This is a genomic window from Pseudomonas sp. LSJ-87 (assembly GCF_032971465.1).
Lineage (GTDB): Bacteria > Pseudomonadota > Gammaproteobacteria > Pseudomonadales > Pseudomonadaceae > Aquipseudomonas > Aquipseudomonas putida_Z.
The window spans coordinates 311,316-325,843 of the sequence record NZ_JAWJYQ010000003.1 but is presented as its reverse complement, the minus strand read 5'-3'; the positions used below and the strand labels follow the sequence as shown (position 1 = coordinate 325,843).

General features: G+C 59.5%; 12 protein-coding genes. 4 read left to right on the top strand and 8 right to left on the bottom strand.

From position 1 onward, the window contains the following. The first annotated feature begins 203 nt into the window (after positions 1-203). Positions 204-1,661: a membrane-bound lytic murein transglycosylase MltF gene (gene mltF / locus RYH74_RS04510; protein ID WP_013971158.1), complete on the top strand. Its 1,458-nt coding sequence runs from the start codon at positions 204-206 to the stop codon at positions 1,659-1,661. 110 nt (positions 1,662-1,771) lie between these two features. Here the strand turns inward: mltF and tadA are convergent, their stop codons facing one another. The 6 genes from tadA to RYH74_RS04480 form a co-directional block, all read right to left on the bottom strand. Further along, positions 1,772-2,251, bottom strand: a complete 480-nt coding sequence (gene tadA, locus RYH74_RS04505; RefSeq protein WP_075043916.1) for a tRNA adenosine(34) deaminase TadA — start codon at positions 2,249-2,251, stop codon at positions 1,772-1,774. Continuing rightward, positions 2,251-3,633 (bottom strand): multicopper oxidase family protein, encoded by a 1,383-nt coding sequence (locus tag RYH74_RS04500; protein WP_075043915.1) that lies wholly within the window; start codon positions 3,631-3,633, stop codon positions 2,251-2,253. Before RYH74_RS04500 ends, tadA begins: the two co-directional genes overlap by 1 nt. An 89-nt stretch (positions 3,634-3,722) precedes the next feature. After that, a complete protein-coding gene (locus tag RYH74_RS04495; protein ID WP_317409022.1) occupies positions 3,723-5,150 on the bottom strand; it encodes a M48 family metallopeptidase in 1,428 nt (475 codons plus the stop codon). Between the two features lie 76 nt (positions 5,151-5,226). Next, positions 5,227-5,925 (bottom strand): hypothetical protein, encoded by a 699-nt coding sequence (locus RYH74_RS04490; protein ID WP_075046889.1) that lies wholly within the window; start codon positions 5,923-5,925, stop codon positions 5,227-5,229. Then, the gene (locus RYH74_RS04485; protein ID WP_317409021.1) at positions 5,885-6,550 is read right to left on the bottom strand and encodes a hypothetical protein; all 666 of its coding nucleotides are present in this window, start codon (positions 6,548-6,550) and stop codon (positions 5,885-5,887) included. Before RYH74_RS04485 ends, RYH74_RS04490 begins: the two co-directional genes overlap by 41 nt. Next, positions 6,547-6,993 carry a hypothetical protein gene (locus RYH74_RS04480; protein ID WP_317409020.1) on the bottom strand — a complete coding sequence of 149 codons (447 nt, stop codon included), beginning with the start codon at positions 6,991-6,993 and terminating at the stop codon, positions 6,547-6,549. Before RYH74_RS04480 ends, RYH74_RS04485 begins: the two co-directional genes overlap by 4 nt. Positions 6,994-7,170: 177 nt before the next feature. Between RYH74_RS04480 and RYH74_RS04475 the strand changes: the two genes are divergently transcribed. The 3 genes from RYH74_RS04475 (at position 7,171) to RYH74_RS04465 (ending at position 11,457) form a co-directional block, all read left to right on the top strand. Next, positions 7,171-8,115, top strand: coding sequence for an AraC family transcriptional regulator (locus RYH74_RS04475; protein WP_317409019.1), 945 nt, complete (start codon positions 7,171-7,173; stop codon positions 8,113-8,115). Positions 8,116-8,356: 241 nt separating this feature from the next. Further along, on the top strand, positions 8,357-9,997 hold the full coding sequence (locus RYH74_RS04470) for a VPA1262 family N-terminal domain-containing protein (protein ID WP_317409018.1): 1,641 nt from the start codon (positions 8,357-8,359) through the stop codon (positions 9,995-9,997). Then, positions 9,994-11,457 (top strand): hypothetical protein, encoded by a 1,464-nt coding sequence (locus RYH74_RS04465; RefSeq protein ID WP_317409017.1) that lies wholly within the window; start codon positions 9,994-9,996, stop codon positions 11,455-11,457. Before RYH74_RS04470 ends, RYH74_RS04465 begins: the two co-directional genes overlap by 4 nt. Positions 11,458-11,658: 201 nt before the next feature. Here RYH74_RS04465 and RYH74_RS04460 read toward each other — a convergent pair whose 3' ends face one another. Both RYH74_RS04460 and guaA read right to left on the bottom strand, forming a co-directional pair. Beyond that, complete coding sequence (locus RYH74_RS04460; RefSeq protein ID WP_317409016.1) at positions 11,659-12,057, bottom strand: type II toxin-antitoxin system death-on-curing family toxin; 399 nt, start codon at positions 12,055-12,057, stop codon at positions 11,659-11,661. An 861-nt stretch (positions 12,058-12,918) separates the two neighbouring features. After that, complete coding sequence (gene guaA / locus RYH74_RS04450; RefSeq protein WP_013971139.1) at positions 12,919-14,496, bottom strand: glutamine-hydrolyzing GMP synthase; 1,578 nt, start codon at positions 14,494-14,496, stop codon at positions 12,919-12,921. Positions 14,497-14,528 lie beyond the last annotated feature (32 nt).

Sequence of the window (14,528 nt, the reverse complement as noted above, 5' to 3'; positions counted from 1 at the left end):
TGCATTCTAGCCTAATTCGAAGGGTTTCGGCACCCGCTCTAAGCCACGGCTGCCGGGCGGCGGAACCGGACTTGCGGGTCAAAAAAAATTGCCTTGTGTTGCCTGCTCCGGCCCTATCGCCGGTAAAGCACAGAACCTGCTACCAGACAAGCTAACAGTTGTCGAGATATGGTTGGGCCAGTCCTTTGCGTATACTGCAACCTATGTTCGCCCACACTGCTTTGCGCCAGCGTTGCGCCAGATGGCTTTTCGCAACCGGACTCTTTCTGCTGCTCGGTGCCTGCGTTGAAAAACCCAGCACCCTCGAGCGCGTGAAGGAGGATGGCGTGCTGCGCGTGATCACCCGCAACAGCCCGGCCACCTACTTCCAGGACCGCAACGGCGAAACCGGCTTCGAATACGAGCTGGTCCAGCATTTCGCCGAGGATCTCGGCGTGAAGCTGCAGATCGAGACCGCCGACAACCTCGACGAGCTGTACGACAGCCTTGGCAAGCCCTCCGGCCCGGTGCTGGCAGCGGCCGGCCTGGTCACCAGCGAACGACGCAAGGCCCAGGTCAGGTACTCCCACCCTTACCTGGAAGTGACCCCACAGGTCATCTACCGCAACGGCCGCACGCGCCCCACCAACGCCAAGGGCCTGGTCGGCAAGAAGATCATGGTGCTCAAGGGCAGCAGCCACGCCGACCAGCTGGCCGAGCTGAAAAAGCAGTACCCGGGCCTGGAATACGAAGAATCCGACGCCGTCGAGGTGGTCGACCTGCTGCGCATGGTCGACGAAGGCCAGATCGACCTGACCCTGGTCGACTCCAACGAGCTGGCGATGAACCAGGTGTACTTCCCCAACGTGCGGGTTGCCTTCGACCTGGGCGACACCCGCGACCAGCGCTGGGCGGTGGCGGCCGGTGAAGACAACAGCCTGCTCAACGAGGTCAACGAGTTCCTCGACAAGGCGCAGAAGAACGGCACCCTGCAACGCCTGAAGGACCGTTACTACGGCCATGTCGACGTACTGGGCTATGTGGGGGCCTACACCTTCGCCCAGCACCTGCAGCAGCGCCTGCCCAAGTACGAGAAGCACTTCAAGAGCTACGCCAAGGTCGAGCAGGTGGACTGGCGCCTGCTGGCCGCCATCGGCTACCAGGAATCGATGTGGCAGCCCGAGGTCACCTCCAAGACCGGCGTGCGCGGCCTGATGATGCTGACCCAGCGCACCGCCCAGGCCATGGGCGTGTCCAACCGCCTGGACCCGAAGCAGAGCATCCAGGGCGGCGCCAAGTACTTCATGAAGATCAAGGAAGAGCTCGACGACAGCATCCAGGAACCGGACCGCACCTGGTTCGCCCTGGCCGCCTACAACGTCGGCACCGGCCACCTGGAAGACGCCCGCACCCTGGCCAAGCGCGAGAAGCTCAACCCGAACAAGTGGCTGGACGTGAAGAAGATGCTGCCACGGCTTTCGCAGAAGCAGTGGTATCGGCAGACCAAATACGGTTATGCACGTGGCGGCGAGCCGGTGCATTTCGTGGCCAACATCCGTCGCTACTACGACATCCTCACCTGGGTGACCCAGCCGCAGCTCGAAGGCCAGGTGGCCGAGGGCAGCCTGCATGTGCCCGGGGTGAACAAGGACAAGCCGGCAGAGCAGTCGCCGCCGATGTAGGCCTGTCAGGGCCCTATCGCCGGCAAGCCAGCTCCCACAGGTTCTCCACTGCCCCCAGACCTGCAGATATCCTGTGGGAGCTGGCTTGCCGGCGATAGGGCCCTGACAGGTTACCCCTTGGCCCGGCGGGCCTTGAAGAAGTCACTGAGGATCTGCCCGCACTCCTCCGCCAGCACCCCGCCCTCCACCATAACCCGGTGGTTCAGGAAGCCCTGCCCGAAGAACTGCCCCTGGCTCTGCACTATCCCCGCCTTGGGTTCCAGCGCGCCGTACACCACCCGCATCACCCGCGAATGCACGATCAACCCCGCACACATGCTGCACGGTTCCAGGGTCACATACAGGGTGCTGCCGGGCAGCCGGTAGTTGCTGGCGGATTTCGCCGCCGCGCGAATGGCCACCATCTCGGCGTGCGCACTGGGGTCACTGTCGATGATCGGCCGGTTGAAGCCCTGCCCGATCACCTGCCCGTGCTGCACCAGTACCGCGCCCACCGGCACCTCGCCCATGGCCGCGCCTTCGGCGGCCAGGTCCAGGGCCAGGCGCATGAATTCCTGATCGCGGCTGCGATCGATGATCTGCGGGCGCATCAGACCACCGCGATCGCGGCCATCAGGCCGGTTTCCATGTGGTCGATGACGTGGCAGTGGAACATCCAGGTGCCCGGGTTATCCGCCACCAGCGCCACCTGGGCGCGCTCGTTCTTGCCCAGCAGGTAGGTATCGGTGAACCACGGCTCCTTGATGTCGTGGCGGTTGGAGCCGATCACCTTGAAGCTCATGCCATGCAGGTGGATCGGGTGCTGGTACTGGGTCATGTTCTTCAGCTCGAAGATGTAGCTCTTGCCCTTCTTCAGCGTGGCAATCGGCCGCTCGGCGCAAGTCTTGTCGGTGATATCCCAGGCCTGGCCGTTGATCTGCCACATGCTCGACGGCCTATCCTGGTCCGTAGTGACCGAGACTTTCGCCGCCCATTCGAAATTGAAGTTGAGCTTTTCGGCATTCTCCAGGTCCGGCTCGGCGATCGGGTTGGGCGGTAGCGCTGGCGGCCAGTCGCTCGGCGCGTCGTTACTGGCAACCGAACGCAGGGTGCCCAGGCGCACGAAACCGTCGCGCAGGGAGATCTCCTCCCCCGCCTCGGGAATACGGATAGCCAGGCAGATACGCATGCCTGGGCCGAGCCAGTAGTCATCGTCCAATGGGCGCGGGGTTACCGGGTTGCCGTCCAGAGCATAGATTTTTGCCTCGCAGTTGCCCTTGAGGTTGATGCGGTAGGTCCAGGTGTTGTCCAGGTTAAGCAGACGCACCCGCACAACCTGGCCGGCTGGCAGCTCGGTGACCGAATCGGCCTGGCCATTGATGGTGATCAGGCGCCCGGCGGTGCCGTTGCGCGCCGCCTCACGCGGGATGCTGAACGGCAACCAGGCGCCCTGCTCGTCCACGTGCCAGTTCTTCAGGCTGAGCGTGCGCTCATGCTGGAAGCCGGTCGGCTCGCGCTCCTCGACGATCAGCGGGCCGACCAGGCCACGGCCCAGCTCCTCGGAGCTGCTGACGTGCGGGTGGTACCAGTAGCTTCCGGCGTCCGGCACACGGAACTTGTAGTCGAAATACTCGCCCGGCTTGACCGGCAGCTGCGACACATAGGGCACGCCGTCCATTTCCAGCGGCAGGCGGATACCGTGCCAGTGGATGGTGGTTTCGACCGGCAGGTGGTTGATGAAGCGCACCCGCAGCCAGGTACCCTGGCGCACGCGCAACTCGGTACCCGGTGCCGACGGGCCGAAGGCCCAGGCCTCGGTCTTGTGCCCAGGCACCAGTTCGACGTCCAGGGGCGCTGCGATCAGCTCGTAGTCATGGCCGGCATTGTCGTCTTCGACCTTGCCCAGCCAGTAACGCGCCGCGCCACCGGCGCCCAGGCCAACCACAACCAGGCCGGTCAGGCCCTTGAGCATTTGTCGACGGGTGAAGGACATCGGTGCGGGTACCTCGTGTTCTGCGCAATCAAGCTGCCAGCATGGCTGACGATGAAGGGCGAATACGATACACCTGCAAATGGGAAATATTAAGTGAAGTCTCTTTGGATGCTGCCCGCAGCCTTGCTATCGCAAGTGCTGTCGGGGGCCAGACAAAGGTCGTTGAACCATTGCTGGTCCCCAACGGACGGCACGCGCAAGGCCGCCTGCAGCAATTGCGGGTCGAGCAGGATGTCCAGGTTGTTCAGGCGCGTGGCGAGGTCGGGGTGCGTATCGAACGGATGGGTAGTGGCCAGCCCCAGCACTTCCTCGCCCAGTTGCAACGGCGTGCCTTGCAGGTGCGCCGCCAGCGCCTGCAAAAGGTTGCTGCCACCGTGTGCGACCAACAAGCCGTCGATCACCTGACCCAGGGCAATCACCCGTAACAGCGCCTGTACGAACAGCTTCGGGCCAGCGACCTCGGCACCTGCCCGATCAGCCAGCAATTCCTGTGCACGCCCCCAGTGGTGAACCGCAAGCTGGAAATGGTGCAAGAACTGCCCGGCCAGCCACAAGGTGGGCCGAACCACCCAGCGCGGGCCATCCTCGTCGCCGATCATGGCCGAATACTGCGCGCACATCAGGCTGAATCGCGCACTGGTTTCGCTGCCCCGCTCCGTATCACGGCGCCTGAAATGGCCCAGTTCGTGACCGATGATCGAGGCCGCCTCGGCCTGGCTCAAGGCGGCCAGGCAAGGTAGAGGCAGATACAATGTGCGCCCCCTGAGGGCCTGCCCGTCGGGCTGCAGCAGGATCGGAACGCTGGTGACGAAAAACCCTTGGTCAAGCCCGACCACGATATGGTCCGGGGCCGGCGCGTGCAGTTGCGCTGCCAAGGTCTCGATCCACTGCCACACCGCTGGGGTCGTCTGCCTGCCGAGCGGGCGGGCTAGAAAACTGGCGGTCGGAGACTGCATCAGCGGCCACTGCCGACGCATTCGCCAGACCTGGCGAACACACACAACCAGAACAGAGGCCAGCGGCAGCACCACGATCAGCACCGTCATGCCGCCCTGCGCTGCGCGGCTCGCTCCGGAACTGGCCTCGTAGAGCAACGACAGGCAAAGCGAACCGGCAAGCATGACCATGTAAATGCTCAAGCAACAGCCCAGGCCCTGCCAGCTGGCCATCATGCGCTCATGCAGGTAGGCCGCAGAACGCAGCGCCCGCCAGGCGTCCAACTTCAGCTTGAACCAGGCCCAGAGGCCTGCCAGCAAAGCGGCCACTGCCAGCCAGCAGCTCACACTGGCCATCACCTTGCGTACGCTTACCCAGTGGCGATCCGCATCGAGCAGGTCCAGATGGCGCTGCAGGGCCTGTCGCGGATCGACATGCCTGGAAAGCTCCTTGCGGGCTTCCCATGGCAATTGCCGTAGCAACGTCTCACTGGGGGCAGCCAGCCATTGCCGTATGGTCCGGGCCTGATCCTGCGCCGTATCAGCCCGCCAGTACTGCACTTTACCCCAGCCGAACAGCACCAGTGGCAGCAGCAGCAGGATCAGGCCCCAACCGAAGCGCCTCATTGCCCCATAGCGCCAATGGTCACGATCAGGCTCATCTGGCCGCATCACCCAGACGCGCCACGCCCGGAAACAACTGCGCCAACGTACGCCTGGCCTGGGCCGCTTGCACATAGGCATAAAGCAGATCCACCAGTTCCTGCAGGCCAAGGCGGCGCCCGGCCACGACGGGCGTGCACAACCACAGCCTGACGCGCAAGCCGCCGGCGACGACCACCGCGTCAGGCGAGGCCAGCGCCCTGAAACAGGCCGGTGCCAGCGCTGGTGCATGGCTGAACGCCGACACGGTAAAGATCAGCCGGGTAGTGAAGTAACCCTGCTCAACCTCGAAACCGTCGAAGAAATGCAGTGGGGTCGGCGCCTGCGCGTTGGCGAAACACAGGGTATCTGGCGTTACGCTCAGCACCCGCTTGCCGTGCCGGCGGTATAGCACGACGGCGCAGGCTAGCCCCGCCACCCCGAGGCCGGCCAGGCCGAGGCCGAAACCAGACATCAGCCAGATGACACCGCTGCTGGCACCGGGACTGAACTGCACCGCCAGAGCGGTCAGCCATATTCCCAGTGCGCCGAACAACAGGCCAATCACAGCACAGGCCAGCGCCTTGCCGAGCGAGCGCTCCAGCAGTACGAAGCTGTCGGTGGGGCCATCAGCCTGCTCCTGCAGGTACGCGAGGTGGGCTTCGCGTTCGCCGTTATCCATCGCTCTGCAACAGATCCAGTTGCCGTTGCGCATGTGCCGCATCGCGGTAGGCCGCCAGCAGCGCGAGCACTTCCTCGTTCCCCAGCTTGCGTCCGTTGCTGGCCAGGCCTGCGGACATGATGCGGATCTGCGGTCGCAGTTTCTTCAACACCATGGCCTGGTTACCGAAGAACTGCAGTTTCACCACATGATGCTTTGGCAGGACGGCTTCGCTGCTCATTTCCAGCGTCTGCACCATGACCAGCCCTTCATCCTTGACCGAAACGTCTTCTACTTCCGCCAGTTCTACCGGTGCATCCAGCGTATCGACAAACAATTGCCGGCGGGTCAGGCGCATGAATACCTGGGTACCGGCATTACGGTGTTGCCAGGTCACCGCTGCTGCAATCAAGGTGATGAAGACACCGGCTGCAACCGCCCCCAAGCGCTCAGGGTTGAATGTCACGGCCGTGATGATCAGGGAACCCAGCAACAATATTGGCCCCCAGACCCGGTAACGCCGGGAGTTGGTGAACTCGCTCTGCTCGGGCACGCGCTCGATCACTTGCTTGAGCTCAGCGATCACTCGGTCGCGCTGGGCGGCACGGCTTTGCTCATAGTCCTGACCGAGCGAGCCAGACAGCTCGGACAGCGGGTCGTTGAACTCGCCCATGGTCATTGCGCCTCCGTGTTCTGTGCTGCCAGGTAATCGGTAAGGAATGCCTGGGCATTGCCCTGATGCGACAGCCCTTCCGAATAGCCGACCTGCATTGCCTGAGCCTCACCCGGCAGATACAGTTCGCCGCCCCAGTTGCCCTGGATGACCAGCACAACGTATTTCTTGCCATCCACGGTGGTGGAGTAACGGGTATCCCTGCTGGTTTTCTCCACCTGCATTTTCTGGATGCGCATGTTCCAGTCGTGATCGACGCCCTCGATTTGTACCAGCGCTTCGTTGGCGGCGCGTTCACCGATGCGCAGCGTCCACACCTTGGCACCTTGCGTCCCCGTGTAGGCAACTACCTGGTCAGCCACTTCCGGCCGTTCTTCAGCGTGAACCTGGCCCAGCCACAGGCTGAGCGCAGCCACCAGAAGGGCAGTCCATTTGCGATAAGCGAGCATGTCTTTTCCATCCTGAATCGGAACAAACGCCCATTGAAATAAGCCTGGTCCGAATAGCCAACCCCGCTGACCGGTTCGCACAACAGACAGCGCCATGCGCACAATGGCTGTCGCTGAAAATGTGCACGCGTTACCATTTCCGGCCATGCCGCCCTCAGCCAAGGATGCCTAGCGCACATGCGATCGATCAGCCCCTACCTCGACACCGACTTTTCATTCGATAGCCCCGGGTCACTCGCCGAGGCCGGTGTACTGGACGCGAGCAGCGCACGGGTGATGGGCAGCGCGTCCGGCCACTATCGGGCGCAGACGGTACACGACGGGTTGCAGTACTTCGATTGCAACCTGCAATTTCCGGAGCCGCTGAGGATCGACAAGGTGCTGCCGCAAAGCCTGTGCATCGTGCAGGTGTTCGACGGGGCGTGGCAGCACACGGTGGACGGAAGGCTCAACAGTTATGCCCCTGGCGAATTGCACATGCTGGGCCTTGGTGAAAGCCTGGAGGCGCAGGACCAATTGCCCGCCAACAGTCACGCCCGTATGGCCGGGGTACGTATTGCTGGCGATTACCTGCACGAGCTGGCCCGGGACGACGCGCAGCTGAAGCCTCTGCTGGCGCTGGTCGCCGATGGCATGCGCTTCGACCAGTTGCCACAGTGCCCAGCGGTGAGCCGCCTGTTCCAGCAGCTCTATCTGTCGCCCTACACCGGCGGGCTCAGGCGCCTGCATTGCGAGAGCCTGAGCCTGGCCATCGTGCTGGAGCTGGCCAACCACCTGATCGGGCACAGGTCTGCCGAGAAGATTCAGGACCGGGGGCGCCGCGATCTGGCCGTTGAAACGCGCCGCCAGCTCGACGAAAACCTGAACGCCCCGCCCACTGCTGCAGCCCTCGCTCGCCAATTGGGGGTGAGCGAAACCACCATGCGCCGCGCGTTCAGCCACGAATACGGCCGGTCGCTCCTGCAATACGTTCGGCAACAAAGAATGGAACTGGCCCGCGCCCTTCTGCTGGAGCGTCGATGGCAGGTATCGCAGGTTGCCTACCATGTCGGCTACGCCAACCCTGCCAATTTCTGCCATGCCTACAAGGCGTATTTCGGGCATTCTCCTGGGGCCGAGTAGGGTTTGGCAAAAAAAACGGGCCTGCAATGCAGGCCCGTTTCATTAACCGCGAGGCGGGATCATTCCCACTCTATTATCAATAATTAACTAATCTCTATAAAAATCAGTAAGTAAGCGTCAGCGCTACTCCCTATACCGCAAAAAATACCAAGCTAGTAAAACCGGATTTCACAGATTCTGCTTTGACCATGTCACACAGCGAAAGCCTGCTCAGCATCGAGCTAGACGCCCGGCACTCGAAATGGAACATAATGAGAATATTTCAGCTACGGCAGCTACCCTCATGAACCGATATGTGCCACCCGAGACTCGCTCCCCGTTGCCGGAGCTAATCAAGCTTCTTACGCCCGGCACGCTGGGGTTCTATACCCATTTTGAGTGTACCGAGCTGTTCGCCAGTTGTCCCGATCAAGGCGGCACCACCAATATATTCACGCTGTTGGTTGCCGAGGAACAGCCTGATCTCGAGCTGGCAGCTCCCTGCTTCCTGACACCGAAACCTATTCGAATCAAATCGCTGAATGGCTGGAGTTTTGGCCTTCGCCGTTACACGGTGCCGATCGGAATGCTTATTCCGGCTCTCACGGCTTTGGAGGCCGGGGAAGGATGGAGAATCTCGGGTTCTAACCTCGAATTTGGCGAGCTTTTGCCGATGCCCTCACAATTTGTGCCGCCGGACAATGGCGCACCGGTCCCATGGAACAAACTCCTTAAAAACAATTTCTGGACCGGCTCGCACGTCTTTGAATGGACCGATCATAAGAAAGCCCGCCTGAGACCGCTCTATACAGACCCTCGCAGGTTGCAAGAGCTATCGGCAGAGGTCGAGAAGTATATCCCCCTCCAACTGGCCACCATGTCAGACCGGCTCGGTAATTTGGCTGTCCAACTCCCTGTCACCGTACTGATGGCGAAGTTCGAAAAGCTTCGAGATGGAGGATTTCAGGTCGAACATGCCTGGCATCCTAAGGCCGCTCCACGCACTTTGATGGCGGTCTGCGAATTGGAACACGATGACATCATCACCGGATTTGCTTCAGCAAAGCTGCAAGAACGGGTCACACCCCTTCCAATGCGTGCTGGCCGGGGGCTTCACCGGGGCTTCGTCTGGGACGAACAGAGCAGCACGCTCCTCGCAGCATCTGGTACAGGTTCATTTATCTCCACTATTTCATTCAACATGCGCTCATCCGATCCGGAACCCCGCACCTTTTCGGTCAAAAATCTAGATGGCAGTTGGGACTCACGACGTGTTGGGATGACTGCGTTCTCTACCCACAATGTCATCGGCGATCCCCAAGCGGATGACAACGGGGGATGGACAGCAAAGCGGATGTATACAGAGCAAGCTAATCGGCTCGCCGCTGAGCGTCGCTTTGTTCAATATCGTCCGACCCTTGGAGATAAAAAAGCAGGCCGCCGAAAGGCATTGGATGACCTTCGCGCGCTGATCTCTGCCTACGGCGAAAACGGCGTGTGGCTGTGGGATCCATATCTTTCAGCCAACGAGATACTCGAAACACTATTTTACTGTCCCTATCAAGGCGTGGAACTTCGCGGTCTGACTACATCCAAAGCCGGTCCTAGCGACGAGATCCGCAAAACACTTGATGAATGTCAGAGTAACTGGAGAGGCTTAAGACTTGAACTTCGAGTACAAAAGGGTACGGCGGGATGGGACTTCCACGATAGGTTCTTGATCTTTCCATTCGGCCCAGATGGGGCAATGGCATGGTCACTTGGCACCTCGGTAAACTCCGTGGGCACAGCCCACCACATCCTGCAGAAAGTCGATAATGCTCAGTTAGTGGTGGATGCCTTCACCGACCTTTGGGAGCTACTCAGTGGGGAGGATCATCTCATTTGGAGGAAACCTTCATGAACGGTACCGATGTTCTTCTTTCAGCGATGGCAAAAGCTAAACAACCTGGACCATTAGAAGCCCCCGACCCACTCATTGCGCTAATTGAAGATCAAGCCGATCCACTTGTGGCAATTTCAGATTGGGAGGTCTGTAACAAGCTATTTGAAGCAATCCGCTCTCAATTTGCATTCATCGATTTGTTGCGAGTAGGCGGCAAGCCGCCGAGCGATACTGATTTAGACAAATTCATCGGTCTGCTTCGGTGGCTCATTCGAGAAAGCACCGATTGGAGCGCAGGGGCCGATCCACGCCGTGTCCGGCTGGTTGCCCTGTTCGTCATTGGGCAGTTCGCAACTATGGAAGTCAGTTTCTGGGGAACCGTACCAAATGAATTCAGGCCTAACGACGATTTACTAGCTGCGCTCGAGCGAGTCATTTCGGGGCTGACAATGAGCTTTTTAACTCGGGGAGTGGCAGCACCAATCTGGGAGCTGGAAGCGGTCGAACAATTTGAAAAAGCGGATGCCGAAAGCGATTGGATTGGAATCGCGCAAGGCTGGCGACTGATTGAGGACGGGTTTTCTCCGAGCATCGCCATTGTGCAGGCCGCCCAATGCCTGGACAGATTCGCCCCAGAGCGCTTGGTACAGGCAGTCTCGTCTTTACGGCAGACTGCACCGGTCATGAGCGTCGTACTATCGCTTACCCCCAATGCGTCACTGCGCCTCGGCTCTAGATCGACCAACCCCCATGTCCAGTTCGCGACAACTTACATGTCTGTGTCACAGCGGACTAGCCGCGCCACGCTTAGTGACGATTCTAAGGAGCATCTTGTACAGCTCTTGAAGAACATCTTGGAAGATGCGCCACGCTGGGCCGCCTGGATGCGTGTATTCAACATTTTTCCCTCGCGTTTTCCGGAGCTGCAGACGCCTCTCGGCTGCGTTCTTGCAAATGCGAACGACACAGCACTTCAAGCATACGTTGATGCGATCAACCTTCACTGGTCAGGTCAACAAGGCCGATATTCAGTTGCGGATTGCCTTCGAGCCTTTCGGAGGAACGCAGAAGTAGAAAGGCGCAAAGCTTTGTGGGGTTTTGCTTATGAACGTTGGATGTCTTGGAGGTTCGGCCTCAACGCGGCGGCAGACAGCCTTAGTAGAATCGCTCGATGCGAGTTAGATTATGCTTTAGTAGGTTATGCCGTCGAATGTCTCAGCGATGCACAACGACAGGACATGATCGGGTCATTGATCACGACGCTACAGAAGTTGGAAAACAATTGGTACCCAGGGATCACCGACTGTCTCTCTGAGTGGAACGTCGTATTGTCAGAAATGCAGCCTATTTTTTTGGCGATGAGTATCGTGGGTACGGAGGACGATTGGATCGATAAAGGGGCCACGATGCGATTGCCATTCGACCCGGCCAAGGAGGCTTACGTGACCCTCAAATTTGGCAAGCCTCAAATATCCTAAGAACCCCAACCAGCCTATCTCATAGCAATGGAAGCCGGCAGCTGATGCTCCGTGACGGGCGGAAATTAACCTGAATGGTCATCAGTTACAATTTCAACCAGCAGCTCAACTGTATATGACGAGTCGCCCTAGAAAAAATTTCTATTGCCTAATTATGAGCGCAGATAATCAGACTGGTGAATCTAACAGGCCTTCCTAGTGCTAAACCTGACTTTTAGAAGCAATGAAACAGGAGTAAAGAATGTCAGCGAAATCAAGCTCATCAATATCGCCGACAACCAAGTCCCTAACGGCATCCGCTATCAAATCATTATCTAGAGTAATTTCATAATCATTGAGCGAGAGGTACTCTAAGCCAACTGCAAGCCCGGTACGCTTGTTAGCGTCAGGCAGTGCGTGGCCTTGCGCGATACTGGCAGTATACTTGGCGGCAATTTCAAATACATCATCAAGGCCATTATAGGCGATCGCATTGTCGATTCGAGCCAGCGCGCCTTGCAATATTGGAATATTTACTACCCCCTTCATACCCGGTTCGGTAGTCAAGATCTGAGTGTTTATCTCAATAACACGCTCAAATGGAAAGAAGATCAACTCCATTACATGTCAGCCAACTTCTGAAAGGTCTTCTTGTGAGTCCTGAGAACGAGCTTAGTTTCTGAATAAACGATCTGCTTACCCGAGTCGCCACCCAAGTCCAGCTTCTTGATGGCTTTAACTTTAGGCCTCTTTACTATGGATACGCCATAGCGGTTCAGCTTGTGGTTCATGACTTTAGTACCCCAAACGGTCTGATCGATTTCTGCTCACACGGTAGCACACTGAGAGGCAAGATACACCGAGCTGTCGATAGCGTCGTACGCCGCTTGCCGACTGGTATCAGTGCCTCGCCAGCGCCCAACTCAGCATCAGTCGTTACTGACAGAAAAGGCACCTGCAGCGGTAGTGTGTCGATACGTCTAATCACGCTGGCCTCAGGCGAACGCCATAACTGCTCCCAAATCATAACGAACTCTCAAAAGCAGTAAACTCTTCATCCTTCAGGCTGGCCTCGCGCCCCACCTCAGCCAGCAGCGAACCCAGCTTGCCCCCGTCTGGCGGTTTCAACGTCGCCTCCCAAAAGCCTAGCATCTCGGCCTCGAGACTGCGACGGGGTTGAGCAGCCGTTACACGGATGTGCCTGTTTCGGAAGGTGACAAATTCAAGAAGCCCGCAACTCAATTCACTTAAGCCTAGAGGCTCGGCGTTAGCTATGCGGTGGGGCGCAGATCGAACACCGCCCGCGCGGCGCTCGATCTCACAGGCGCCAAAATACTCAAATTAAACCCAAAGAAAATCCGACACCAGATCACTGGTATCGGATTCTTCGGCCCCTAGCCTGAACTCAAATGTATAAGTGAACAGCATTACGCAACTCAGCGGGCGTTTTGTCATTCAACACCGGTGCTAGTAGGTGTAGTCTCACTCCCACTCGATGGTCGCTGGCGGCTTGCTCGACACGTCGTAGGTAACGCGCGAGATACCGTCGATTTCGTTGATGATACGGCCGCTGACGGTTTCCAGCAGTTCGTACGGCAGGTGCGCCCAGCGCGCGGTCATGAAGTCCACGGTCTCGACGGCACGCAGGGCCACGACCCAGGCGTAGCGACGGCCGTCGCCAACGACACCAACCGACTTGACCGGCTGGAACACCACGAATGCCTGGCTGGTCTTGTGGTACCAGTCGGCCTTGCGCAGCTCTTCGATGAAGATGTGGTCGGCGCGACGCAGGATGTCGGCGTATTCCTTCTTCACTTCACCGAGGATACGCACGCCCAGGCCCGGGCCCGGGAACGGGTGGCGGTAGACCATGTCGTACGGCAGGCCCAGCTCCAGGCCGATCTTGCGCACTTCGTCCTTGAACAGTTCACGCAGCGGCTCGACCAGCTTGAGGTTCATTTCCTCAGGCAGGCCACCGACGTTGTGGTGCGACTTGATCACGTGGGCCTTGCCGCTCTTGGCGCCAGCCGATTCGATCACATCCGGGTAGATGGTGCCCTGGGCAAGGAACTGGATGTTTTCCAGCTTGCTGGCTTCGGCATCGAACACGTCGATGAAGGTGCGGCCGATGATCTTGCGCTTCTTCTCCGGGTCGGCTTCACCGGCCAGGTTGTCGAGGAACTGCTTTTCAGCGTCGGCGCGGATGACCTTGACGCCCATGTTCTCCTTGAACATGGCCATCACCTGGTCGCCTTCGTGCAGGCGCAGCAGGCCGTTGTCGACGAATACGCAGGTCAGCTGGTCGCCGATGGCGCGGTGCAGCAGTGCGGCAACGACGGAGCTGTCGACGCCGCCGGACAGGCCCAGCAGGACGTTGGCCGAACCAACCTGCTCACGCACCTGGGCAATGGCGTCTTCGACGATGTTGGACGGCGTCCACAGGGCTTCACAGCCGCAGATGTCCTGCACGAAGCGGGACAGGATGCGACCGCCCTGCTTGGTGTGGGTCACTTCCGGGTGGAACTGCACGCCGTAGTAGCCGCGCGCGTCGTCGAACATGCCGGCGATCGGGCAGCTCGGGGTGCTGGCCAGCACGTGGAAGTTGCCCGGCATCTGGGTGACCTTGTCGCCGTGGCTCATCCACACGTCCAGGCCCAGTACGCCGTCGGCGTCGATGTGGTCTTCGATGCCGTCGAGCAGGCGGCTCTTGCCGACCACGTCCACGCGGGCATAACCGAATTCACGCAGGTCGGAACCTTCGACCTTGCCGCCCATCTGCTCGGCCATGGTCTGCATGCCGTAGCAGATGCCCAGCACGGGTACGTTCAGGTCGAACACCGCCTGCGGGGCGCGCGGGCTGTTGGCTTCGTGGACCGACTCGGGGCCGCCGGCGAGGATGATGCCGCGCGGGTTGAATTCGCGGATCGCTTCATCGTCCATGTCGAACGGATGCAGCTCGCAGTACACGCCGATTTCGCGCACGCGGCGGGCGATCAGCTGGGTGTACTGGGAACCGAAATCGAGGATCAGGATGCGGTGAGCGTGAATGTCGAGGGCCATGACTCAATCTCGTCAGTGGAAATCGGAAACGA

What these genes read in the sequence shown, in the direction of transcription:
- RYH74_RS04490 (WP_075046889.1), bottom strand. Translation starts at nt 5,925, where the DNA reads ATGCGCAACGGCAACTGGATCTGTTGCAGAGCGATGGATAACGGCGAA.
- tadA (WP_075043916.1), bottom strand. Translation starts at nt 2,251, where the DNA reads ATGCGCCCGCAGATCATCGATCGCAGCCGCGATCAGGAATTCATGCGC.
- RYH74_RS04470 (WP_317409018.1), top strand. Translation starts at nt 8,357, where the DNA reads ATGGAACATAATGAGAATATTTCAGCTACGGCAGCTACCCTCATGAAC.
- RYH74_RS04460 (WP_317409016.1), bottom strand. Translation starts at nt 12,057, where the DNA reads ATGGAGTTGATCTTCTTTCCATTTGAGCGTGTTATTGAGATAAACACT.
- RYH74_RS04485 (WP_317409021.1), bottom strand. Translation starts at nt 6,550, where the DNA reads ATGACCATGGGCGAGTTCAACGACCCGCTGTCCGAGCTGTCTGGCTCG.
- mltF (WP_013971158.1), top strand. Translation starts at nt 204, where the DNA reads ATGTTCGCCCACACTGCTTTGCGCCAGCGTTGCGCCAGATGGCTTTTC.
- RYH74_RS04500 (WP_075043915.1), bottom strand. Translation starts at nt 3,633, where the DNA reads ATGTCCTTCACCCGTCGACAAATGCTCAAGGGCCTGACCGGCCTGGTT.
- RYH74_RS04475 (WP_317409019.1), top strand. Translation starts at nt 7,171, where the DNA reads ATGCGATCGATCAGCCCCTACCTCGACACCGACTTTTCATTCGATAGC.
- guaA (WP_013971139.1), bottom strand. Translation starts at nt 14,496, where the DNA reads ATGGCCCTCGACATTCACGCTCACCGCATCCTGATCCTCGATTTCGGT.
- RYH74_RS04480 (WP_317409020.1), bottom strand. Translation starts at nt 6,993, where the DNA reads ATGCTCGCTTATCGCAAATGGACTGCCCTTCTGGTGGCTGCGCTCAGC.
- RYH74_RS04465 (WP_317409017.1), top strand. Translation starts at nt 9,994, where the DNA reads ATGAACGGTACCGATGTTCTTCTTTCAGCGATGGCAAAAGCTAAACAA.